The 21,657-nt window shown below is 73.7% G+C and carries 18 protein-coding genes; 11 read left to right on the top strand and 7 right to left on the bottom strand.

What is annotated here, in order from left to right; genetic code table 11:
• Window positions 1–40 precede the first annotated feature (40 nt).
• The 4 genes from ACGF5U_RS07785 to ACGF5U_RS07770 all read left to right on the top strand — a co-directional run bounded on the left by ACGF5U_RS07785 (window position 41) and on the right by ACGF5U_RS07770 (window position 5,675).
• A complete protein-coding gene (locus ACGF5U_RS07785; RefSeq protein ID WP_392711194.1) occupies window positions 41–2,917 on the top strand; it encodes a M4 family metallopeptidase in 2,877 nt (958 codons plus the stop codon).
• Between the two features lie 120 nt (window positions 2,918–3,037).
• The gene (locus ACGF5U_RS07780; RefSeq protein WP_392711192.1) at window positions 3,038–3,763 is read left to right on the top strand and encodes a response regulator; all 726 of its coding nucleotides are present in this window, start codon (window positions 3,038–3,040) and stop codon (window positions 3,761–3,763) included.
• Between the two features lie 8 nt (window positions 3,764–3,771).
• Window positions 3,772–4,884, top strand: coding sequence for a sensor histidine kinase (locus tag ACGF5U_RS07775; protein WP_392711190.1), 1,113 nt, complete (start codon window positions 3,772–3,774; stop codon window positions 4,882–4,884).
• 422 nt (window positions 4,885–5,306) lie between these two features.
• Entirely contained in the window at window positions 5,307–5,675 is a 369-nt protein-coding gene (locus ACGF5U_RS07770; RefSeq protein WP_392711188.1) for a cupin domain-containing protein, read from the top strand.
• A gap of 24 nt (window positions 5,676–5,699) precedes the next feature.
• Here the strand turns inward: ACGF5U_RS07770 and ACGF5U_RS07765 are convergent, their stop codons facing one another.
• Window positions 5,700–6,563: a lysozyme gene (locus ACGF5U_RS07765; RefSeq protein WP_392711186.1), complete on the bottom strand. Its 864-nt coding sequence runs from the start codon at window positions 6,561–6,563 to the stop codon at window positions 5,700–5,702.
• 187 nt (window positions 6,564–6,750) lie between these two features.
• On the opposite strand from ACGF5U_RS07765, the gene ACGF5U_RS07760 reads away from it, so the two are divergent.
• The gene (locus ACGF5U_RS07760) at window positions 6,751–7,260 is read left to right on the top strand and encodes a MarR family winged helix-turn-helix transcriptional regulator (RefSeq protein ID WP_392711184.1); all 510 of its coding nucleotides are present in this window, start codon (window positions 6,751–6,753) and stop codon (window positions 7,258–7,260) included.
• A gap of 202 nt (window positions 7,261–7,462) precedes the next feature.
• Here the strand turns inward: ACGF5U_RS07760 and ACGF5U_RS07755 are convergent, their stop codons facing one another.
• Entirely contained in the window at window positions 7,463–8,260 is a 798-nt protein-coding gene (locus tag ACGF5U_RS07755; protein WP_392711182.1) for a hypothetical protein, read from the bottom strand.
• Window positions 8,261–8,624: 364 nt separating this feature from the next.
• Here ACGF5U_RS07755 and ACGF5U_RS07750 point away from each other — a divergent pair, with 364 nt between their 5' ends.
• From ACGF5U_RS07750 to ACGF5U_RS07730, 5 genes are all read left to right on the top strand, one after another.
• Window positions 8,625–11,588, top strand: coding sequence for a nitrate- and nitrite sensing domain-containing protein (locus tag ACGF5U_RS07750; RefSeq protein ID WP_392711180.1), 2,964 nt, complete (start codon window positions 8,625–8,627; stop codon window positions 11,586–11,588).
• On the top strand, window positions 11,585–12,088 hold the full coding sequence (locus ACGF5U_RS07745; protein WP_392711178.1) for a roadblock/LC7 domain-containing protein: 504 nt from the start codon (window positions 11,585–11,587) through the stop codon (window positions 12,086–12,088). The genes ACGF5U_RS07750 and ACGF5U_RS07745 overlap by 4 nt, the downstream gene beginning before the upstream one ends.
• Window positions 12,085–12,513 (top strand): DUF742 domain-containing protein, encoded by a 429-nt coding sequence (locus ACGF5U_RS07740; RefSeq protein WP_392711176.1) that lies wholly within the window; start codon window positions 12,085–12,087, stop codon window positions 12,511–12,513. Before ACGF5U_RS07745 ends, ACGF5U_RS07740 begins: the two co-directional genes overlap by 4 nt.
• A 103-nt stretch (window positions 12,514–12,616) precedes the next feature.
• Complete coding sequence (locus ACGF5U_RS07735; RefSeq protein WP_392711311.1) at window positions 12,617–13,222, top strand: ATP/GTP-binding protein; 606 nt, start codon at window positions 12,617–12,619, stop codon at window positions 13,220–13,222.
• 39 nt (window positions 13,223–13,261) lie between these two features.
• Window positions 13,262–14,494: a styrene monooxygenase/indole monooxygenase family protein gene (locus tag ACGF5U_RS07730; protein WP_392711174.1), complete on the top strand. Its 1,233-nt coding sequence runs from the start codon at window positions 13,262–13,264 to the stop codon at window positions 14,492–14,494.
• Here ACGF5U_RS07730 and ACGF5U_RS07725 read toward each other — a convergent pair.
• The 5 genes from ACGF5U_RS07725 to ACGF5U_RS07705 form a co-directional block, all read right to left on the bottom strand.
• Window positions 14,470–15,396: a coiled-coil domain-containing protein gene (locus tag ACGF5U_RS07725; RefSeq protein ID WP_392711172.1), complete on the bottom strand. Its 927-nt coding sequence runs from the start codon at window positions 15,394–15,396 to the stop codon at window positions 14,470–14,472. The genes ACGF5U_RS07730 and ACGF5U_RS07725 overlap by 25 nt on opposite strands.
• A gap of 104 nt (window positions 15,397–15,500) precedes the next feature.
• Window positions 15,501–18,077: a PQQ-binding-like beta-propeller repeat protein gene (locus ACGF5U_RS07720; RefSeq protein ID WP_392711170.1), complete on the bottom strand. Its 2,577-nt coding sequence runs from the start codon at window positions 18,075–18,077 to the stop codon at window positions 15,501–15,503.
• A 42-nt stretch (window positions 18,078–18,119) separates the two neighbouring features.
• Entirely contained in the window at window positions 18,120–18,413 is a 294-nt protein-coding gene (locus ACGF5U_RS07715; protein ID WP_392711168.1) for a hypothetical protein, read from the bottom strand.
• Window positions 18,414–18,424: 11 nt separating this feature from the next.
• Complete coding sequence (locus ACGF5U_RS07710) at window positions 18,425–19,147, bottom strand: TetR/AcrR family transcriptional regulator (protein ID WP_392711166.1); 723 nt, start codon at window positions 19,145–19,147, stop codon at window positions 18,425–18,427.
• A 239-nt stretch (window positions 19,148–19,386) separates the two neighbouring features.
• The gene (locus ACGF5U_RS07705; RefSeq protein ID WP_392711164.1) at window positions 19,387–20,322 is read right to left on the bottom strand and encodes a diiron oxygenase; all 936 of its coding nucleotides are present in this window, start codon (window positions 20,320–20,322) and stop codon (window positions 19,387–19,389) included.
• Between the two features lie 188 nt (window positions 20,323–20,510).
• Here ACGF5U_RS07705 and ACGF5U_RS07700 point away from each other — a divergent pair, with 188 nt between their 5' ends.
• A complete protein-coding gene (locus tag ACGF5U_RS07700) occupies window positions 20,511–21,620 on the top strand; it encodes a ferritin-like domain-containing protein (RefSeq protein ID WP_392711163.1) in 1,110 nt (369 codons plus the stop codon).
• The last annotated feature ends 37 nt before the right edge of the window (window positions 21,621–21,657 follow it).

Genomic DNA, 21,657 nt, shown 5'->3' with positions numbered 1-21,657 from the left:
TACTGTGCGCAAGTCCAGGAGAGACTCGGCGAGATCCGGAATGCGGACGGGGGTGACCGCGACCGGGGGAGCGGCGCTCATCACCGCCGGACTGCTGATCGGCACCGTTCCGGCCCAGGCGGCGGCCCTCCCGGCCGCCGCCGAGCGGACCGTGGGGTCCGCGCCGCCGGCCGGTGACGTGATCCCGGGTACGGAGACGGAGACCCCGTCGCTGATCGACGGCATCCGCGAACCGGCGGACGCCAAGGCGTCCCCGGCGGACGCGGCCCGCGGCCACCTCGCGGCCAAGGAGAGCCGCTACAAGATCGCCGAACCGAGGCGTGATCTCGCCCCCGTGCAGACCCTCAAGCGGGGCGCGGAGGAGACGGTACGGCTCCAGCAGAAGCACCGGGGCGTACCGGTCCTGGGCGGGCAGTACGTCGTCCGGATGGAGACCAGGGGCGGCGAGCGGGTCGTCACCGGCACCTCGGGCAAGTACTTCACGGGACTGACGGCCGGGACGAAGCCGACCGTCACCAAGGACACGGCCGTGCGCCGCGCCGTCGCCGCCACCCTCGCGCGGCTCGGCGGCCACCGGCTCACCACGGCGGACGCGGTACGGGCCGAGGGGGCCGCTTCCGTGAACGCCGAGGCACTCAGCGGCAGTGCCCGGGGGCTGGTGGTGATCCCGAGCGGCGACGGCGTCCTCGCGTACCACGTCACCGTGCGCGGCACCGACGCGGCGACCGGCCGACCGGTGCTCCAGCAGGTGTACGTCGACGCCCGCGCCGGGTTCCCGCTGCTGCAGTTCAGCGGCATCAAGACGCTGACGGCCGACCGGACGGACCAGACCGCCACCCGGGCCGGGGCCACCACGGCCGAAGCCACCCGGGCCAAGGCCGGCCAGGGCAAGCCGTCCACCGCCGGGGCCACCGCTCCCGGGGCCGGCGCCGAGGCCACCACCGGCAGCGGCGTCCGCGTCGACGGCACCAAGGTGACGCTGAACATCCACCGGCCCACCGCCGAAGGCCCGTACGTCATGGCCGACCACGCCCGTATGGCGGACAGCAGCAAGAACACCCTCTCCACCTGGGACGCGCGCGGCCGCGACGTCGGCGAGGTCGCGGGCGTCTGGCCCGCCGGCCTGAAGGAGTTCGCCTCCGCCACACCCGCCTTCGGCAAGGCGGCCACCGACTCGGGCGCCGTCGACGCGCACTGGGCCGCCGGCGAGGTGTACGACTACTACAAGCAGCGGCACGGCCGCAGCGGCCTCGACGGCCACGGCACGTCCGTGAACTCCCTCGTCGGCGTCACCGACTTCGGCGAACCGTTCGTCAACGCCTTCTGGGACGGCACCAAGATGGTGTACGGCTCCGGCGACGACGAGTACAAGCCGCTCTCCGCCGACCTCGACGTCGTCGGCCACGAGATGACGCACGGCGTGGTCGAGAACACCGCGAACCTCGTCTACGCGGGCCAGCCCGGCGCCCTCAACGAGGCCATCGCGGACTACTTCGGCAACGCCATCGACGTCGACCGGTCCGGGACCCGGATGGACGACCCGGACGCCGGCCTCATCGGCGAGGACCTGTGCCGCACCACCGCGCCCCGCGACTGCGCGCTCCGCGACCTCAACGACGGCGCGACCACGTCGAAGAACTTCCTCGGCGTCACCTTCGGCACCGACAACGGCGGCGTCCACCTCAACTCCACCATCTTCTCCGGCGCCCTGTGGGACATGCGCCAGGACCTCGGGCCCGAACTCGCCGACCGGATCGTGTACAAGGCGCTCGCCGAGTACCTCACCCCGCTCGACGGGTTCACCGAGGGCCGCGCCGCCGTGCTCGCCGCGGCCAAGGACCTCGGCACCACCGGAAAGGCCCTGAAGGCCGTCCAGCGGTCCTTCAACGCCCACGGCATCGTGAACGGCTGGGAGAACGCCCTCGGCGTCGACTCCGACAGGCTGTTCGGCCCGCTCAACATCGGCGGCACCGGTGTCCGGGCCGGCGGCGGCTGGTGGGCCACGTCCAAGTCGAACGACGACGGCTCCGAGCCGTACTCGGTGTACGCGGGCCGCGCCGACGGCACGGGCACACCCAGGCTGATCAGCCCCAACGACGGCCGGTACCACGTGTACCCGGCGACCGACGGCAGGACCGTGGTCTGGGCGGCGTACGGCCCCACCGGTATCGACGTCCTGTCCCGGCCCCTCGCGGGCGGGCCCGTCAGGAAGCTCCACTCGACCGAGGGGGACATCATCTCCCTGGCCGTCGCCGACGGCGTCACCGTCTTCGACGCGTTCGACTTCACGGCCGGCCGGCACGTCGGCTACGTACGCGCCGGCGACCGCGCACCGACCTACGTGGCCGGCGGGCGTGACGACGTCGTCACGGCCGTGCCGTCCATCGCGCACGGCAGGATCGCCTACGGGAAGCTGTACCCCGGCGGCGGCGACTACCTCCTCGGCGTCGAGATCCTCGACCTGAAGACGGGCAGGACCACCCTGACCGAGCAGATGGGCGAGCCCCTGACCCTCGGCCAGACCGGCATCAACGACCGCCATGTCTTCTGGCTCGCCGACCAGAACGTGGAGGACGACGGACAGATGTCCATCGTCCGCGCGAACGTCGACGGCACCAGCACCTTCGACATCAGCCCGGAGGCCAAGCCGGGCGCGCTCATCCCGTTCGAACTGACCGTCTCGGCGACGGCGGTCACCGTCAGCTCCGTCCTCCCGGACCTGGAGCTGCGCAACGAGAACCTGCCGAAGCTGTGGCAGCTCAACGAGGACGGCTCCCGCCGCGAGCGGTTCTCCTGCAACCGGGGCGAGCAGCTGTCCCCGGCCGCCGTCTCCGGCACACGGGTCCTGTGGCTCGACGGCACGACCGGTTCCACCGATCTCGTCGGCCGTGACCGCCCGGCGGGCCGCTGCGGCTGACCCCGGCCGGTCCCGCGCGACCGGACCCCGCGCAGAACCGGACCCCCGGCGCCCGTGCGCCGGGGGTCCTCCCAACGCCTATGCTGAGGGCGCTCGAAAACCTGAGTGGGGTCCGGCCGAATGAACCGTTCAGCAGTGCACGTGATGATCGTCGACGACGAGATCCTCATCCGGGAGGGACTCCGGAGGATCGTCGACGGGTTCGACCGGGCACAGGTCGTGGCTGTCTGTACGGGCGGCGCCGCTGTCCGTGAGGCCCGGCTCCACCGTCCGGACGTCGTCCTCCTCGACATCAGGATGCCGGACCGCGACGGGCTCAGCGTCCTCGCGGACCTGCGGGCCCTGCCCGAACCCCCGGTCGTCGCCATGCTCACCACCTTCGACGCCGACGAGCACCTGTCGGCGGCCCTGCGCGGCGGCGCGGCCGGCTTCCTGCTCAAGGACACGGCGCCGGAACAACTGGAGTACGTCATCCAGGATCTCGCGGCGGGCGGCAGCGTCATCTCGCCGAAGGTCGCCAGGACCGTCGTCGACGGCTATCTACGCGCGCAGTGCGACGCCCGGCCGCCGGGACCGGCGGCCGACACCCGGGCGGTACCGGCCGGGGCCGGTGACGACCGCGTCCTGGAGGAGCTCACCGCCCGCGAGCGCCAAGTGCTCGCGCTGCTCGCCGACGGCCTGTCGAACACCGAGATCGCCGGCCGTCTGTTCATCGGCGCCACCACCGTCAAGGACCACGTCAGCACCGTGCTCGGCAAGCTGGGCGTGACCAACAGGGTGCAGGCCGCGGTCCGCGCCCACCAGCTGCGGATCGTCCCCGCCACGCCCGCCCGCGACACCGAATGAGGCGGCTCGTGTCCGCCGAGCGCGTGGTCGTCGCGCTCGCCGCGGCCGAACTGCTCACGGTCGCCGACACCTTCGGCACCGTACCCCTGATCGTCTGCGCTTCCGCGCTGCTCGCGCTGCCGCTGCGGCGGCGGTTCCCCCTGCTCACGCTCGTCGCGACGCTGCCGTCCATGCTGACAGGGCACCTGTGGCTGCCGCCGATGATCGCCATGTTCCATGTGGCGTCGCGGCTGCCGCGGACCCGGATCGCGGCCGCCTGCGTGCTGCTGTTCGCGGCGGCGGTCTGCCCCTGGCCCGTGGACGACTTCTCCGGGATGAGCCGTGTGGAGCTGTTCACCTCCATCGAGGCGGCCGGGCTGCTCAGTGTCGGCCCCACCGCGCTCGGCCTGCTCGCCAGCACCCGCGCCGAGCTCAGGGCGCGGATCGTGGACCTCACCGCCACCCAGGAGCGGGAACGGCGCCTGGAGTCCGAACGGGCGGTGGCCGGTGAACGGGCGCGGCTCGCCCGCGAGATGCACGACACCGTCGCCCACCACGTGGGCATCATCGCCGTGCAGTCGGGTGCGCTGCGGGCGGGCGAGACCGACGACTGGAAGCGGGACACGGCCGAGAGCATCCGCAGGCACAGCGTCCAGGCGCTGGAGGAACTGCGGGACATGGTCGGGGTGCTGCGCGCGTCCGACCCGGAAGCGGCCGCCGCGGCGGGCCGCCCCTGTCTGGACAACCTGCGCGCCCTGACCGCGGACAGCCTGCTGGACGTGACGGTCGAGCTGACGGAGCCGCACAGCGTGGCGTGGACCCCGGCGATGGAGTCGGCGGTGTTCCGGATCGTGCAGGAGGCGCTGAACAACGTGCGCAAGCACGCGCCCGGGGCCCGGGTGGCGGTGTCCGTGGCGCCCGACGACGACCACACGTCCCTGACGGTCGAGATCCGCAACAGCGCGCCCGCCGTGGACCAGGACCCGGCCGCCCGCACCGCCGTCGACGCGGCCGCCGGACTCCCGGTCGGCGGGCACGGACTTGCGGGCCTGCGCGAACGGGCCGAACTGCTCGGCGGCCGGCTGACGGCGGGGCCCGGCCGTGACGGCGGCTTCCTGGTCCGCGCGGTGCTGCCGCTGTGACGTGAGGCCCCACCGGACGGAGGGGGTCGGTCGGCGGTACCGGCGGCGGCGCGGGCCCGGCACGATGGACCCGCCGGGCTCCGGCGGGGGACTGACCGACCCCGCCGCGGCCCGTTTCACCACTGGCCGGGCCGGAGGAGGAACGTCCACGGCGTCCCGGACGCCGTGGACCTGGATTCCGTCCTGTGTGAAACGGCGAACCAGCGGGGGCGCACCGGTGCGCCGGGGCAGCGGCGCCTGGTGACGCCCCGCTGGTGTCGCTCTTCCCCGAGCCGCCGAGCCACGGGGCTGACGAGCCGCCCGCCCGACGAGCCGCCCGCCCACCGAGCAGGTAGACCTCGTTCCTCCCGCGCGACGCGTCGCGACCGGCGGCGTAGCCTGAAGTTGACCGGACTCGGGGATGCTTCCCGGGAGGCAGCGAAATGGCCGAGATCTTCCACAAGAACTTCGACTCCGCGGATGAGACGCGCCCGTTCGAGGACGGCAAGGGCAGGCTGGACCTGGTCGAGACGGACCACGGCCCGGTGGGCCGGGCGATCTTCGAACCCGGCTGGCAGTGGTCCAAGCACATCAAGCCCATCGCCGGTACCGAGAGCTGCCAGGCCGCGCATGTCGGCTACTGCGTCAGCGGCAGGATGAAGGTCGTCATGGACGACGGCACGTCGGCGGAGGCGGGGCCGGGGGACTTCATGTCGATCGCCCCCGGACATGACGCCTGGGTCCTCGGCGACGAACCGTGCGTCATGCTCGACTGGGCCGGTTTCGGGGACTACGCCAAGCCGGCCGCCTGAGCGGGGCCGGCCGCCTGACCGTGATCAGCCGTTGGCCAGGGCCTGGAGACGGTCGTACGCGCCGTTGAACCTGTTGTGGTCGCCCACGATCGGGCCCGACGACGTGTACTGCCACATCGTGTAGTACGCCCAGCCCGCAGGGAGTTCGCCCACGGTCGTGTTGTAGCGCGCCACCCACAGCGGGTTGGCGGTGGCGAAGCCGCCGTAGTCGCCCGTGCACTGCCGCCACCAGCTGGTGGCGGTGTAGATGACCGCGTCACGGCCGGTGCGGTACTTGTACCGGTTCAGGAAGTCGCGGATCCAGGCGACCATGCCGGACTGGGTCTTGCCGTAACAGGTGGAGCCGTACGGGTTCCACTCGATGTCCAGGACGCCCGGGAGGGTCTTGCCGTCGCGGGACCAGCCGCCGCCGTTGTTCACGAACCAGTCGGCCTGTGCGGCGCCCGTCGTGGTGTCGGGCGTGGCGAAGTGGTACGCGCCGCGGATCATGCCGATGCCGTACGAGCCGTTGTACTGCTGCGTGAAGTACGGGTTCTTGTAGTACGTCCCCTCGGTGGCCTTCACGTAGGCCCACTTCACGCCGCTCGTCCACAACGCGGACCAGTTCACGTTGCCCTGGTGGCTGGAGACGTCGACGCCCTCGGTCTGGACGGCGCGCGTCTCGGGCGGCAGGCCGCCGACACCGTCGTGGGATGCGACACCCATGCCCATGTGGGCGGTGCCGCGCGCCGGTGCGCCCGGCTTGTCCGCCTTGTCGGCGGTGGGGGGAGGGGTGGCATCGGCGGCGGCCGCGTTGGCCGCGCCGGGCAGGGTGAGGATCAGGGCCACGACGGCGAGCAGTGCCGTGGCCAGGGCAGAGCGGGTCGTTCCGGATCTGTGCACGGGCATGGCGTGCCTCCGAAAGCTTCATGGTGTGGACATGACACGTCGCACGCTACGCACGTAGAACGACTCCGTGGAAGAGGGTCCGGGCGACGCCGTTGGTCTACGCCTGCGAAATACTGACGGAGCTGCGGCGATGGAACGCCGCCGACGGAAACTTTCACCGAGGCAAAAGCGCGCGAGGGGTGCTGACGTGCACGGAAGCGGTACCGGGAGTGAAGCGGAACCCAACCGCGAAAGCGGCGGGGACCAGGAGTTCCTGGCGCTGGAACGGGAACTGGCGGTCTTCCTCCGCCGTGCCCGCGCCTCGTCCGGCGAGATGGCCCGCGAGGTCCACCCGGACCTGGAGCCCGCCGCGTACGGACTGCTCGTCCGGCTGGACGAGGCCGGCAGCCGCCGCGCCACCGAACTCTCCGCGTACTTCGGCGTCGGCAAGGCGACCATGAGCCGCCAGCTGCGCGCCCTGGAGGACCTCGGGCTGATCGCCCGCGACCCCGACCCCGCCGACGGCCGCGCCTCCCTCGTACGCCTCACCGAGGAGGGCCGCGCCCGCTTCCGCCGGGTGCGCGACGCCCGCCGGGAGCGCTACGTCCGGAAACTGGCGGGCTGGGACCGGGCCGAAGTGGCCGAACTGGCCCGGCTGCTGCACCAGCTCAACGCCGGGGCCGATGAGCAGGGCGCGAGCGGCGCCGGCCAGCCCTGACCCGCCACGCCCGCCTGACCCGCCACTCCCGCCTGACCCGCCACTCCCGCCACTCCGGCCTGTTCGCCACGCCCGCCTGTTCGCCGCTCGCGCCAGGCCCCGCCCGTCCGACGGTGCCGCCGTCCGCCACTCGCGGCGTCCGCCGTCCGCCGTCCGCCACCCGCCGCCGTCCGCCGGGTGGGGTGGCGGGCGACCGGCGCGGTCAGGGGGTGAGGCGGGCGTAGACCGCCGTCGCGTCGTCGTGCGTCTTGCCGCCGCGTCGCGGTCGCGTACGGGCGGAGGCGTCCGCCGTCTCCAGCTCCCGCACCCGGCCGATCAGGCCGCGCGGGCCCTCCTTCCGCAGCACCGCGCAGCACTCCGCCCAGTCGCCCGCTCCGAACCGCTCCGTCCAGCGCGTCGCGCCGTCCGTGAGCGCGGCCAGCGCCCGCACATCGGCGAGCGGTGTCCGGCCCGTCACCGCGCGGGCCGCCACCGACGGGTCGGCGGCGGCCGTGAAGAAGCCGCCCTCCCTGTTGCGCACGGTCGCGTCGGCGATCGCGTTGCTCGCCAGCGAGCCGGGCGGCAGCCGGTCCAGGCGGTCGTCCCGTACCGCCCGTACCGCCCCCTGGGGCGACTCCAGCAGCAACACGGAGTCCGACAGGACCAGGTGCTCCAGCTCCGCCGTGTTCCAGCGGGCCACGACCACCGTGGCCTGCGGCGTACGGGTGTGAGAAAGGTCACAGGTGCCGCGATGGGTGTCGGCGGTGCGTCGGATTGCCTGCGACAGGATCTCAGTCAACGTCAGATCGGGCCGCGAAGCGGACAGTTCGGTCAAGGCGCCCCCCAGTCGGGCGGTGTACCAGGGCACCGAATGCACACAACCGACGTCACCCTCCGGTGGTGTCACCCCGTCCAGCGCCACCACGACCCCTCCCTGGCCGGCGGCGGGAAGCGCCACGGCGGCCCAGTCCTCGTTGGGGTGTTCCGGGTCGCCCGGGACGGAAGCGATCTCAGCGTGCATGCACCTCAGTCTGCATGACTCCTTCACGCCGCGCACAAGAGTCCGAAATTGGCCTGTACCAGCAGGTCAGGTCACGGTAGGAGCCTGGGATTCGGCCCTCCGGGAGTGTGCGGGCGCGCATCCTGCCAAAGCCCGCGCCCAAGGTCCAACCCGCTCCCTGGAACGGCCCGCGAGTCGGCCACACGGGAGTTGTTCGCCAACTCGGGATTGTTGTTCACTCGTTCGGGTGGCGGAGCGGCCGATGCCCGCTCCCTTCCCAAAAGGGCTGGAATGGTCGGAAGCCGTGCCAGGGGTGGGGGCGCTCTCGTGTGACCGGCCGTCACCTCTGCTTCATCGGCGGACGAGTTCAAGAATGTGAGCACCGGTGCAGAAGCGCAGTGACACTCCCGGCGATCCCCAGGTTCCGGGCGGCCGCGGCGTACGCGTACGCAGCCGGCTCGTGGCCGGTGTCGCGCTCGTCGGGATCACCGTCATCGGCGCGGGCACCCCGGCCGTCCTCACCGCCTCCACGGAACTGAGCGAGTCCCAGGGGCTCGTCACCCACGCCCAGCTCAACCGGCAGGCCGTCACCCTCGCGCACTCGCTCGCCGACGAACGCGACGAGGTCGTCACCTATATCGCCGGCGGCCGCAAGGGCAGCCCCGGCGACACCGGCACCTCGACGGACGAGGGCTCCGGCTCGGACGCGGACCCCGGCTCCGACTCGGCCTCCGGCTCGGACGCGGGCGCGTCTGGCAGCCGCAGCGCCCGTGTCGACCGGCAGATCGACGAGATCAGCGCCGACGCCCCCGCCGAGCTCCGCCGCGACCTCGCGGGCCTCCCCGCCGTCCGGCGCGCCGCCCTCACCGGCAAGGGCACCGCCATGGAGACCCACCGGGCGTACACGCAGGTCATCGCCAAGCTCCACGCGCTCGCCGACGACCTCGCCGAGCGGACTCCCGCCCGCGCCGCCGGAGCGGGCGGCCGCGCGTCGGCCGAGCTGGGCCGGGCCGCCGAGCAGGCATCCGCCACCCGCGGTCTGCTGCTCGCCGCCCTCGCCGTCCCCGGGAAGCGGGACACCGGCACCGTGTACGACCCCGTCACCGGCCGTTTCGTGCCCCGCGAGGACCCCGAGGGCGAGGCCGCCGACCGTACGCGCGACCTGCTCAGCGCCGCCGCCCAGCAGGCCCGCGTCCGTGAACTCGCCGCCCTCGCCGACTTCGACCAGGCCGCCGACCCCGCCGCCCGCGACTCCCTCGCCGGTACGGTCACCGGACCCGACGTCAAGACCGCCGAGGAGTACCTCGCCCGGCTCACCGACCGCCCCGAGCTGTCAGGCGACGAGCGGCGCACCGACCCGGAGCCGCTGGAGGCCGCGCTCACCGCCCGTATCGAGCAGATGCGCGGCGTCGAATCCGCCCTCGCCACCGGCCAGGTCGAGCGCGTGGAGCGGCTCCGCGACGACGACGTCACGGCCCTGGAGCTGCGCATCGCCCTCCTCGGCGGCTGCCTGCTCGTCGCGATCGGCGTCTCCACCGCCGTCGCCCGTACGCTCACCAGGCCGCTCGCCGTCCTGCGCATCGGCGCCGCCCGGATCGCCGCCGCGCCCGAGGCCGAGGAACCGGTCAGGTTCACCGGCCGCAACGACGAGTTCGCCCAGGTCGTCCGGTCCCTCAACACCCTCCACGGCAAGTTCGTGGAGCTCGGCACGCGCGCCGAGCGGCTCGACGGCGAGCGGGCCGACCTCACCGGCGCCCGCGAGGCCCTGGCCGCCGAACTGTCCGGTCAGCGCGCCGAGCTGCAGGAGCGCGCCGCCCAGGTCACCGCCGAGCTGGAGCGGCTGCGCGAAACCGTCCACCACACGTTCGTCAACCTCGCCCTGCGCACCCTCGGCCTCGTGGAACGGCAGCTGACCGTCATCGAGAAGCTGGAGGAGCGCGAGCAGGACCCGGAGCGGCTGGCCACCCTCTTCAAGCTCGACCACATGGCCACCGTCATGCGGCGGCACAGCGAGAACCTGCTCATCCTCGCGGGCCACGAGCACAGCCACGCCCACCAGGGCCCCGTCCCGCTCGTCGACGTCCTGCGCGCCGCCGTCAGCGAGATCGAGCGGTACGAGCGGGTCACCATCCAGTCGCTGCCGCCGCACGCGCACGTCGCCGGGTTCGCCGCCGACGACCTCAGCCACCTGCTCGCCGAACTGCTGGAGAACGCCACGTCGTTCTCGCCGCCGGACGCGCACGTGCAGCTCTCCGGCTGGCTGCTGGAAGGCGGCGAGGTGATGCTCTCCGTACAGGACGAGGGCATCGGGATGACGGAGGGCAGGCTGGCCGAGCTCAACGCCCGCCTCGCCGACCCGCACCCCGAGGAGCAGGACGCGGACGGCGCCGGGGAGGGCCTCGGTCTGCGCGTCGCCTCGCTGCTCGCGGCGCGCCACGGTGTACGGGTCCAGCTCAGGGAGCAGAAGCAGGGCGGCGTGGCGGCGGTCGTCGTCCTCCCGCAGTCCCTGCTGCCGGCGCCCCCGCCCACCGCGGGCCCGCCGTCGGTCACCGGCACGCCGCCGACGCTGAACCTGCCGGGTTCGGTGGCCGAGGCGAACTCGAACGCGCTCCCCGGCCGCCCCCGCCCGGCGGACCCGCTGGTGGCGGCCGCTGAAGCGGCCCTGTCCGCCCAGGGGACCACCCCGGAGACGCCGGAGGCCCCGGAGGCCGCGACCGCCCCGGAAGACCCGGCCGCCCCCGACCACGAGGACCCGGCCGCCCCGGAGGGCCTGAGCGGCGCCGGAGGCGAGGCCGAGGCGACCGACGCGGCAGACCCGATCGACTCGGGCGACCCGATCGACGCGGCAGACCCGATCGACTCGGGCGACCCGATCGACGCGGCAGACCCGATCGACGCGGCAGACTCCGAGCACGGGGCCGTGGCCGAGGGCGTGGAGACCACCCTGCAGTTCCGGGCACCGCTCGTGGAGCCCGACGACCCGGGGCACGACCCGTACGCGATCGGACCCGACCGCCATGAGCGCGCCGGTGAGCCGGACCCGGTTCAGGGTCCCGGAGCGGAGCCCGACGCGGGTGCCGGCACGGGCACTGGCGCCGAGTACGGCGCCGGGCCGCAGCGGCTCACCGACAAGGGGCTGCCCAAGCGCACGCCCCGGATCGTGGAGACCTCGGCGCCGCGCGCCGACCGGACCGGCAGCGTCGACGCCGAGGCACTGCGCCGCCGGCTCGGCGGGTTCCGCCAGGGGGCCGAGCAGGGCCGACGCGACGTCCAGGCGGAGATCGCCGGGAACGCACAGCAGCAGGTGACGGAAGAGGCGGGGGACGGAATCGAGGAGGCACGCAGTTGACTGCGACGACCGGCACCTACGGACTGAGCAGCGAGGCCCGTAACCTGCACTGGCTGCTGGGCAACCTCGTGGAGGAGGTGCCAGGGGTCCGTTCGGTCGCCGTCGTCTCGTCGGACGGCCTGCTGCTGCTCTCCTCCGACCCCGCCCAGGGCGCCGCGCCGGCGGCCGGGCCCGCGTCCGACGACACCGGTCGCCCCAAGGGCCCGCGGGGCTCCAGCGCCGACCTCGCCACCATCGTCTCCGGCATCGCCAGCCTCACGGTCGGCGCCGCCCGGCTGATGGACGGCGGGGGCGTCAAGCAGACCATGGTCGCGATGGAGGAGGGCAGCGTCTTCGTCATGTCGATCAGCGACGGCTCGCTGCTCGGCGTCCACGCCACGCCCGACTGCGACATGAGTGTCGTCGCGTACCACATGGCCCTCTTCGTCGGCCGTGCCGGGCACGTCCTGACCCCCGAACTCCGCAGCGAGCTGCGCAAGTCGATGGAGAGCGCCCAGTGACGTCCGCGTCGTTCCCCCTGCCCAGGTCCGGGCCCGGCAGGCTGCCGGTGCGCGGCGACGGCCGCCGGCCCGCCCGGGTACGCCCGTACTCCCTGACCGGCGGCCGCACCCGCTTCGGCCACGTGCTGCTGGTCGAGACGTTCGTCGCGGCCCTCGAAGCGCCGCAGGGCCGCAAGGAGCTGTCGAACGGCGGGCTCGGCTCCCGCCTGATGCCCGAGATGCGGGCCATCGTGGAGATCTGCCGCCGGATGCGTACGGTCGCCGAGATCTCCGCGCTCCTGAAGATGCCGCTCGGGGTGGTCCGGGTCCTGCTGAGCGACCTGGCCGACCAGGGAAAGATCCGTGTGTACGGGACGGGGCACGGCGTCGGCCAGCCCGACCGCGCGTTGCTCGAAAGGGTGCTGAGTGGACTCCGCCGTCTCTGACCTCCGTACGGCCGCCGACCGTACAGCCTCCGGCAGCACAGCCGCCGACCGTACGACCGCCGACCGTCCGGTCGCCGCCGACCGTGCGACCGGGGTCGACGGCATACCCGGCACGCCTCAGCCCGAGGAGCCGCCCCGGGCCTGGCAGCTCGACCACACCCGGGCGCCGATCGCGACGAAGGTCGTCGTCGCCGGTGGCTTCGGCGTCGGCAAGACCACGTTCGTCGGGTCCGTCTCCGAGATCACGCCCCTGCAGACGGAGGCGCTGATGACCCGGGCCAGCGCCGACACGGACGACCTCTCCGCGACGCCGGACAAGCTGACCACGACCGTCGCGATGGACTTCGGCCGCGTCACCCTCGACGACGACCTCGTCCTGTACGTCTTCGGCACACCCGGCCAGCAGCGCTTCTGGTTCATGTGGGACGACCTCGTCCGGGGCGCGATCGGTGCCGTCGTGCTGGCCGACACCCGCCGCCTCACCGACTGCTTCCCGGCGCTGGACTACTTCGAGAGCTGCGGCCTGCCGTACATCGTCGCCGTCAACCACTTCGACGGCACGGAGCTGTTCGAGCCCGAGGACGTGCGCGATGCGCTGACGGTACCCCCGGACGTACCGATCGTGATCATGGACGCCCGCAACCGGATCACCGTGATCGAGTCCCTGCTCGCGCTGGTCGCCCGGGCACTCGAAACCACCCCTGAGTAGCGCCGGTCACCGGCCAGTACGGAAAGAGGCCCCCTCTCGATGCGGAAGATACTCATCGTCGGAGCCGGCCAGTCCGGTCTCCAGCTCGCCCTCGGCCTCCAGGGCCGGGGGTACGAGGTCACCCTGATGTCGAACCGCACGGCGGACGAGGTCCGGTCCGGCCGTGTGATGTCCACCCAGTGCATGTTCCACACCGCGCTGCAGCACGAGCGGGACCTCGGCATCAACTTCTGGGAGTCGCAGGCGCCGCGCATCGAGGGCCTCGGCGTCTCCGTCGCCGCCCCGGACGCGGGCCGCGCCGTCGACTGGCTGGGTCGGCTGGACGGCTACGCCCAGTCCGTCGACCAGCGCGTCAAGATGGCCGGCTGGATGGAGACCTTCGCCCAGCGCGGCGGCCAGCTCGTCATCCACGGCGCCGCAGTCTCCGACCTGGACTTCTTCTCGCGCACCTACGATCTGGTGCTGGTCTCAGCGGGCAAGGGCGAACTCGTCTCCATGTTCGGCAGGGACGCCGCCCGCTCCCCCTACGGCGAGCCGCAGCGCGCGCTGGCCGTGTCGTACGTCCACGGCCTCGGCCCGCGCCCCGAGCACCCGGAGACCGAGGCGGTCCGCTGCAACCTGGTGCCGGGTGTCGGCGAGCTGTTCGTCATGCCGACCCTCACCACCAGCGGCCGTGCGGACATCCTCTTCTGGGAGGGCGTCCCCGGCGGGCCCCTCGACGTCTTCCAGGGCGTCAAGGACCCGCAGGAGCACCTCACGCTCACCCTGGAGCTGATGGAGCGGTTCCTGCCCTGGGAGTACGCGCGGGCCACCAAGGCCGAACTGACCGACGCGGGCGGCACCCTCTCCGGCCGGTACGCCCCGACCGTCCGCAACCCCGTCGGCCGGCTGCCCGGCGGCGGCCTGGTGCTCGGCGTCGCCGACGTCGTCGTCGCGAACGACCCGATCACGGGGCAGGGCTCCAACTCCGCGTCCAAGTGCGCCGCGTCCTATCTGGCGTCCATCGTCGAGCACGGCGACCGGCCGTTCGACGAGGACTGGATGCGGAGCACCTTCGACCGCTACTGGGATACGGCCCAGCACGTCACCAAGTGGACGAACGCCATGCTCGGCGTCCCGCCCGAGCACGTCCTCAACCTGATCGGCGCGGGCGGTCAGCTCCAGCCCGTCGCTGACCGCTTCGCCAATGGCTTCAACGACCCGGCGGACTTCGAGAACTTCTTCTACGATCCGGAGAAGGCGTCCGCCTACCTGGCGTCGGTCACCGCCTGACCGCGTCGGTCACGTCCCTCCCGCCCCGGGTCCGGCACCGTTCGGCCCGGCCCGTACGCCCCGCCGGCCGGCAGTCCCGGCGGGGCGTACGCACGCCCCGGCGCCCCCGCGAGGCCGGTCGGTTCGGCGGGGTCCGCCGGGTCGGCGAGGCCGGTCGGTTCGGCGGGGTCCGCCGGGTCGGCGGGGTCACTCGGATCGGCGGCGTCCGTCGGGTCGTCGAGGTCGTCGAGGTCGGTCGGGTCTGTGAGGCCGGTGAGGCCGGTGAGGCCGGGCAGGGCGCCCGCCGCTCCGGCCCGCTCCAGCTCGGCGAGCTGCCGGACCTCCTCGTCGGACAGCGACGCCAGCATCTCCTCGATCTCCGCCAGCCGCGCCCGTACCGTGTCACGCGCCTTCTCCTGACGTTCGGTCAGCGTCTGGCGCCGGTCCAGGGCCCGGCGGGCCGCCGTCGCCAGCGCGTCCGCCCGCCTCTCGCCGCCTTGCAGCAGCGTCACGGCCGCCATCCGGTCCCGGGCCGCCCGGCGGATCAGATGCGCCTGGTCCAGGGCGTGGTCCGGGTCGCGGGCGAGCAGCAGCCGCAGGGCGGAGGAGAACTCCGTACGCCCCTGGTACTGGGCCCGCGCCAGCCGCCCGGCCTCGTCGCGGGCGCGGGCGAGGGCGCCCCGGGCGCGGGTCAGTTCCCGGGTGAGCCGCCTGGTCTCGGCGGCCTGCGCGGCCAGTTCCTCCCGGGTGGTGCGGTACGTCTCGGTCGCCGCCTCCGTCTCGCGGTACAGCCGCCGGAGCTCGACCAGCATCCCGGACACGGTGGTGACGGCCGGTTCCTCGGGCGCGGGGACCGGCGCCGCCGCGATCACCGTCGCGGCGAGTGCCGCCGTACAGACCGAGCGCAGCCGTCTCGCTGACACCTCATCACCTCATCGCCTCGTCGTCTCGCCATCTCGGGACGAGTCGATGATGGGTCGTCAGGTCGTCGGATCACCTGACGAATGGGCGGTTCGGCCCAACGGGGTCACCCGGAGAGGGGGAGCGCGTAGAACATCCGGTCCCTGCGGACGACGGCGGTCGTCCCGACGACCAGGGCCGCGTATCCGGCGACCGGATCCCCGGCGCGCGGATCCTGGACCCCGGCGTCCTGGAACTTCCACAGGCGCCGCCCGTCGGCCGCCGCGAACGCGGTCACCTGCGCCCCGTCCGCGACGAGCAGCGCGCGTCCCCGGGCGCCGCCCGCCGTCACCCTCGGGACACCCCTGCCGGGCGCCGTCGCCTCGGTCGAACGCCGCCACCGGGCGCGGCCCGTCGCCGGGTCCACGGCGTACACCGTCTGGTCCCGGTTCGCCACGTACAGCGTGCCGGCGTGCGGGGCGCCGGGCCCGAAGACGGCGCCCGCACCGGACAGCCGCCACAGGGGCTTGCGGGTCCGCAGGTCGAAGGCGTGCAGCTCGTTCCCGACCGGGGCGAACAGCCGCCCCCGGTCGTCCCCGGCGACGGCGGCGGTGGGCCTGGCGGCACCCAGCGGGCCGGACCACAGGAGCTTGCCGGATGCCTTGTGGTACGCGTGGAACACCGCAAGGCCCTTCGCGGCCGCGCTCTGGGCGGGGGTGATCGACAGCGGGTCCTGACGGACGACGACGGTGCCCGGCAGGACGGCGGCCACCGTGTACCGGGGTGTGTGGGGTGCGCGGCCGTTCGGCACGAGGGCCCGCCACAGCGGCGTACGGCGTACGACGTCGAAGGCGAAGAGGTACGTCCGCGAGGCGGGTTTCGCCGCCGTACCAGAGGTACCGGACGCACCGGACGCACCTGCGCCGGGTGACGCGGTGGCCGTGTGCGAGCCCGTGAACCACACGGTGGAGCCGGACTGACCGGCGATCGCCGACACGGTCAGGCCGGGCGTGCCGGGGAACCTGTCCCGCAGCGGGACGCGGTGCCGTACGGTGCCGTCCTCCGGCGCCAGCCACAGGAGGTCGGCGACTCCCGCGACGAACAGCAGGTCGTCCCCGGCCGGCATCGCCGCCGCGAGCGACGCGCCCTCGCGGCGCTGCCACAGCCGCCGCCCGGTGGCCAGGTCCACGGCCGCGGCGTGCGCGTCGGTTGTCAGGACGAGGGCCCGGTCCCGCCAGAGCGCGGCCCGCGGCGCACCGCCCGCCGTCGTCGGGCTCTCGTACGCCCAGCGCGGCTGCGGCGGCACGCCGGCGACCGCCGGACGAGGCCGGGCGGCGGGCCTGGGGTCGACCCGGGGCTCCTCCGCGCCGCCCCGCACCGCGAGGACCCCGCCGCCCCCGAGGACGGCGCCCACCGCGCCGGCGGCGACGGCACCGAACAGCCCCCGCCGCGACAACCGGGGAGCCGGCAGCCCTGCCCCGGCCGTGACCGGCGTGACGGGCGTGACCGGCGCGACGGCCGGGGGCGGCCCGGCCGGTTCGGCCGGTTCGGCCGGTTCGGCCGGTCCGGCCGGTCGGCTCTGCGGGGCCGGGCCCGCCGGGACGGTCTCCGGGTACGCCATGTGCAGGGCCACACCGGGGTGCGCGGGATGAGGGCGCGCCAGGGGGCCGTGGTCCGGCGCCGGTCCGGTGTCCGGCGCCTGCGACGGGGGCGCCGTCCCGGTCCGGGGCGTCGGGATGGCGAGCCGTACCGTGCCCCGTACCAGGCCCGCCGCCGTGGCGGCCTCGGCGGCCAGGGCCGTCGCGAGCGGCGCCGGCAGCCAGCCGCCCCTGGCCAGCGCCGCCGCGCCCTCCAGCGCGAGCCCCGCCGCGACCTCGCCCGCGGTCGGGCGGTCCTCCGGCGCCTTGGCCAGGCACCGGGCGATCAGCGGCCGTACGGCATCCGGCACCGAGCCCAGGTCCGGCTCGGCCGACGCGATGTCCGCCGCGTCCCCCAGGGCGGCGGCGCCCGTCGCGGCGTACGCCAGCAGCAGGCCCAGGACGAACACGTCCGACGGCGGTCGTGGCTCCGCGCCCGCGACCTGCTCGGGGGTGAGGTAGCCGAGCCGTACCGCCACCTGGCCGCCCGGCCGGGCCTCCACGGACACCGCGGCGCCCAGCGGCCCGAACGCGGCCGGGCGCGGCCCGTCCACCGCGAGCAGCACCGTGTCGGGCGAGAGCCCCTGGAGCACCGCACCGGTCGCGTGCACCCGCGACAGCGTCTCGGCGAGGCCCGCGCCGATGACCCGTACCGCCCGTTCGGGCAGCGGCCCGGCGAGGGCGACGGACTCGCCGAGGCTCAGCGCGGGTACGTACGCGCTCGCCGTCCACAGCCGAGGCCCGCCGTCGGCCGGGCCGCGCGCGTCGCCGTCGCCACCGTCGCCGGCTCCGGCGGCTCCGGTGGTTCCGGACCCGGGCGCGGAGCCGAGCGGTTCCGGCACCCAGCCCCCGGCGAGCAGCTCGGCGGTGCGGGTCTCGGCGGTGAACCGGCGGCGGAAGGCGGGCAGTTCCGCCAGTCTCGCGGGCGGCACCGTCACGAGGGCCGGCGCGCCACCGGGCTCCCGGGCCAGGTACCGGACGGCGCTCGCGGCCTCGTGCAGGCGCGCGAGCACGGCGTACGGGCCCACGGTCCGCGGATCGTCATCCCGCAGCGGCTGTACGGGCACGTCGGGCTCCCCCCCTGGTGGCGGCTCGGTCGCCCCGCGATCCTATGCCCCGGCCGCTCCACGGCCCCGGTCCTCGGCCTTGGACCAGGGCCACCTGAGCCCGCGCCGCTCGCGGCCACCGGGCTCGTACTCGTACTTCCAGCCGCGCTGCAGCCCGAGCCGCTTCGTGTACCCGGACGGGACCCGGCGGTAGGCGTACACGGTCGGCGGGCCGCCCGCATCGTCGGGGACGGGCACCTCGTACCACTTGGGCGGATGGCCCGTGGGGCCGGTCAGCACGGGCAGGACCCGCCCGTCGAGGGGGCCGCCGCTGAAGGGGGTGTTCTCGCTTCGCACGAGAACCAGTGTCACAGCAGGTGCGTGGCCTCGCCGACGACGGGGGCGACGCGCCGGGCGAGCGTGCCGACCGGGCCCCGCGCCGTCTCCAGGGCCAGGAGCCCTGCCACGACCCGCGCGGTCTGCGGGTCCGTCGCGGCGGTCGCCGTCAGCAGCGCGACCAGGTGGTCGACGAGCCAGCCGCGCAACTCGTCGGCGGGCGGCCGCTTCTCCTCGTCCAGCCAGATCAGCGACGCCGCCTCGACCGCCGCGATCCAGGTGCGCACCATCATCCGCAACCGGGGGCCCGGCTCGGGCACGCCCAGGTGGTACAGGATCTGCTCGGCGGCGGCGCGCCGCACCTCGTCCACGATCGCGGTCGTCCGGGACGTCTCGGCGACGCTGCCGCCCTGGAGCAGCGCGCTGAACCCGGCGTCGTGCTGGTCCACGAACGCCAGGTAGCGGTCGAGTACCCGGGCCAGCCGCTCGGTGGGCGGCCCCGCGGCCGGTTCGGCGAAGCAGAGCTCCAGTTCGTCGGCGGCCGACCGCAGCGCCGCCTCGTACAGCTCGGACTTGCCGCCGGGGAAGTAGCGGTACACGAGCGGCCGCGAGACCCCGGCCGCCTCGGCGACATCGTCCAGGGAGACGTCCTCCGGCGCCCGGTGCGCGAACAGCGAGAGAGCGGCACCGAGCAGCTGGGTGCGACGCTCCTCGACGCTGAGCCGTCGGTACGCGGGCGTGGCGGCACTCGTCATGCCCGCAGCGTAACCCCGGCGGCGAGCCCCGAGGTCCGGGACGGCCGCCCCGGGCCCGACGGCCCCGCCCGAGGACCGGACAGGCCGGCCGGTCCCCGCCCGCGCGACTGGCGTCGCGTGGCGAGGTCGTCCGGGTTGCCGGACGGCCGTGCCCGGTCGGGGCGTCGAACCGCCGCGCACCGGCCAGGCCCGCCGGGCCGCCGTCCGTGTGGGAGTCGTCGGCCGGGCCGCCGTGCCGGTCAGGCGAGCAGGCCGGAGCTCTTCCAGAGGCGGCGGCCCGCGCCCCGTAGTACGCCGATGTCGTCGAGGAAGTCCGTCAGCCGCTTGGCGCCCGACTGCATGACCTCGCGGCGGTGGCCGCTCGCGCGCACCTGGGCGACCGCCTCGCGCCGGTCCAGGCCGATGTTCTCGTACACCTGGGGGTTGACGAAGCACACCGAGAACACCCGGGCGGCCTCGCCGCAGCTGATCCGGGTGAACTCCTGCTCCCAGCGCGGGGCCGTCACCATCTGGCGGCGCAACTCCTCGCGGGCGTACCTGACGTGGCGGGCCTCCTCCACGACATGGATGCGGGTGACCCCGCGCACCAGCGTCTGGACGCGCTCGTCCGGGAACGTCAGCCGCTGCATCCAGTCGAGGATCTCCTCGCCGAGCAGTGTCGCCGCGAACGAACCGGGGGTCGTGGAGACCGTCTTCAGGACGCGGGCCATGTTGTGGTAGACCCGCGGCACCGGATAGGCGGGCGCCTCACCCTTCTGGATCATCTTGGCGAACATCATCGAGTGCCGGCACTCGTCCGCTATCTCGGTGAGCGCGTAGCGGACATGGTTGCTGGTGACGGACTTGTCGTAGATGTGCCGGACCAGCAGCTGCATCAGGATGATCTCGAACCAGATGCCCAGCGACGCCAGCGACGCGGCCTCGTGCCGGGCCAGGTCCATCCGCTGCTCCTCGGACATCTTCCGCCAGAGCGGGGTGTCGTAGAGGGAGACGAGCTCCGGTGGCCAGAACCACTTCCCTTCCTCGATCGGGGCGTCCCAGTCGAGTTCCTTCTCGGGGTCGAACGAGTGCTTCGCGGAGGATTCGAGCAGGCGCTCGGCGACCTGTTCGCGGTCCCTGAGCGGGCCGAGCGCGTCCCGGAGGAGACGCAGGTCGGGTTCGGACACGGTCGTCATGGTGGCGGCACCTCGCAGCTCACTGTCGCGTTACCGGCGGTCATCCCTTATGAGACTGCCTGTCAGTAAGCCCGTCAATCCCCCCGGCGTGAGTTGTTGACGCTTCGTACAGCACCATGTGAGCCTGCGAAGGACGCAGCCACCCCGGATGAACCCGGACGAACCCAGGTGACGCGAAGGAGCCGCCGGTGTCGACACACGATCTCTACGCGAACGGTCCGGGAGACTCGATCTGGCAGGTGCCCGCCTCCGGCGCCGCCCGGTTCAGCTGGGAGTACGACGACGGGCGCGACCGCCTCCTGGCCCTCTACCAGAAGGGCAAGGACAAGCAGTGGGACGGCGCCACGCGCATCGACTGGGACCTGGAGGTCGACCCGTACGACGCCCTCGGCACCCCCGACGAGGCGATGACCGTCTACGGGACCCCCTACTGGGCGAAGCTGACCGACAAGGACAAGGGTGAACTGCGCCGGCACTACGCCGCGTGGCAGTTCAGCCAGTTCCTCCACGGCGAACAGGGCGCCATGATCTGCGCGGCACGGATCGTCGAGTCCGTGCCCGACATGGACGCCAAGTTCTACTCCGCCACCCAGACCATGGACGAGGCGCGGCACGCCGAGATCTACGGGCGGTTCCTGCACGAGAAGATCGGCATGCTCTACCCGATCAACGACAACCTCCAGAGCCTGCTGGGCGACACCCTGCGCGACTCCCGCTGGGACATGCCGTACCTCGGCATGCAGGTGCTGATCGAGGGGCTCGCGCTCGCCGCGTTCGGGATGATCCGGGACACCACGAACAAGCCGCTGCCCAAGCAGATCCTCGCGTACGTGATGCAGGACGAGGCCCGGCACGTGGCCTTCGGGCGGATGGCGCTGCGCGACTACTACAAGCAGCTCACGGACGCGGAGCTGCGGGAGCGCGAGGAGTTCGTCATCGAGGGCTGCTACCTCATGCGCGACCGGCTGCGCGGGGTCGAGGTCCTGGAGAACTTCGGCATCCCGAAGCGGGAGGCCGAGGCGATGTCGGAGCACTCCGAGTTCCTCCAGCTCTTCCGCAAGCTGCTGTTCAGCCGGATCGTCCCGTGCGTGAAGGACATAGGCCTGTGGGGCGAGCGGCTCCAGAAGGCGTACCTGGACATGGGCGTCTTCGACCTCGGCGACTCCAACCTCGACCTGCTGATGACCCGGGACGAGGAGATCGCCGAACAGCTCGACCGGGAGCGGTTCGCGGCGGAGGAGGCGGAGCGGGTCGCCGAGGTGGCGGACGCGATCGCGGAGGGAGCGGCGCCGTCCTGACCGAGCCCGGTCGGTCGGGTGGGCCCGGAGGCGACGG

Source organism: Streptomyces sp. NPDC047886 (assembly GCF_043204435.1).
Taxonomy (GTDB): domain Bacteria; phylum Actinomycetota; class Actinomycetes; order Streptomycetales; family Streptomycetaceae; genus Streptomyces.
Note: the sequence above shows the minus strand (reverse complement) of the source record. Positions and strands in the feature narration are given on the sequence as shown.

Bases quoted from the DNA above. Each gene is read 5' to 3' on its own strand.
- ACGF5U_RS07785 (WP_392711194.1), top strand. From the start codon at position 41: ATGCGGACGGGGGTGACCGCGACCGGGGGAGCGGCGCTCATCACCGCC.
- ACGF5U_RS07780 (WP_392711192.1), top strand. From the start codon at position 3,038: ATGAACCGTTCAGCAGTGCACGTGATGATCGTCGACGACGAGATCCTC.
- ACGF5U_RS07770 (WP_392711188.1), top strand. From the start codon at position 5,307: ATGGCCGAGATCTTCCACAAGAACTTCGACTCCGCGGATGAGACGCGC.
- ACGF5U_RS07765 (WP_392711186.1), bottom strand. From the start codon at position 6,563: ATGCCCGTGCACAGATCCGGAACGACCCGCTCTGCCCTGGCCACGGCA.
- ACGF5U_RS07755 (WP_392711182.1), bottom strand. From the start codon at position 8,260: ATGCACGCTGAGATCGCTTCCGTCCCGGGCGACCCGGAACACCCCAAC.
- ACGF5U_RS07730 (WP_392711174.1), top strand. From the start codon at position 13,262: ATGCGGAAGATACTCATCGTCGGAGCCGGCCAGTCCGGTCTCCAGCTC.
- ACGF5U_RS07710 (WP_392711166.1), bottom strand. From the start codon at position 19,147: ATGACGAGTGCCGCCACGCCCGCGTACCGACGGCTCAGCGTCGAGGAG.
- ACGF5U_RS07705 (WP_392711164.1), bottom strand. From the start codon at position 20,322: ATGACGACCGTGTCCGAACCCGACCTGCGTCTCCTCCGGGACGCGCTC.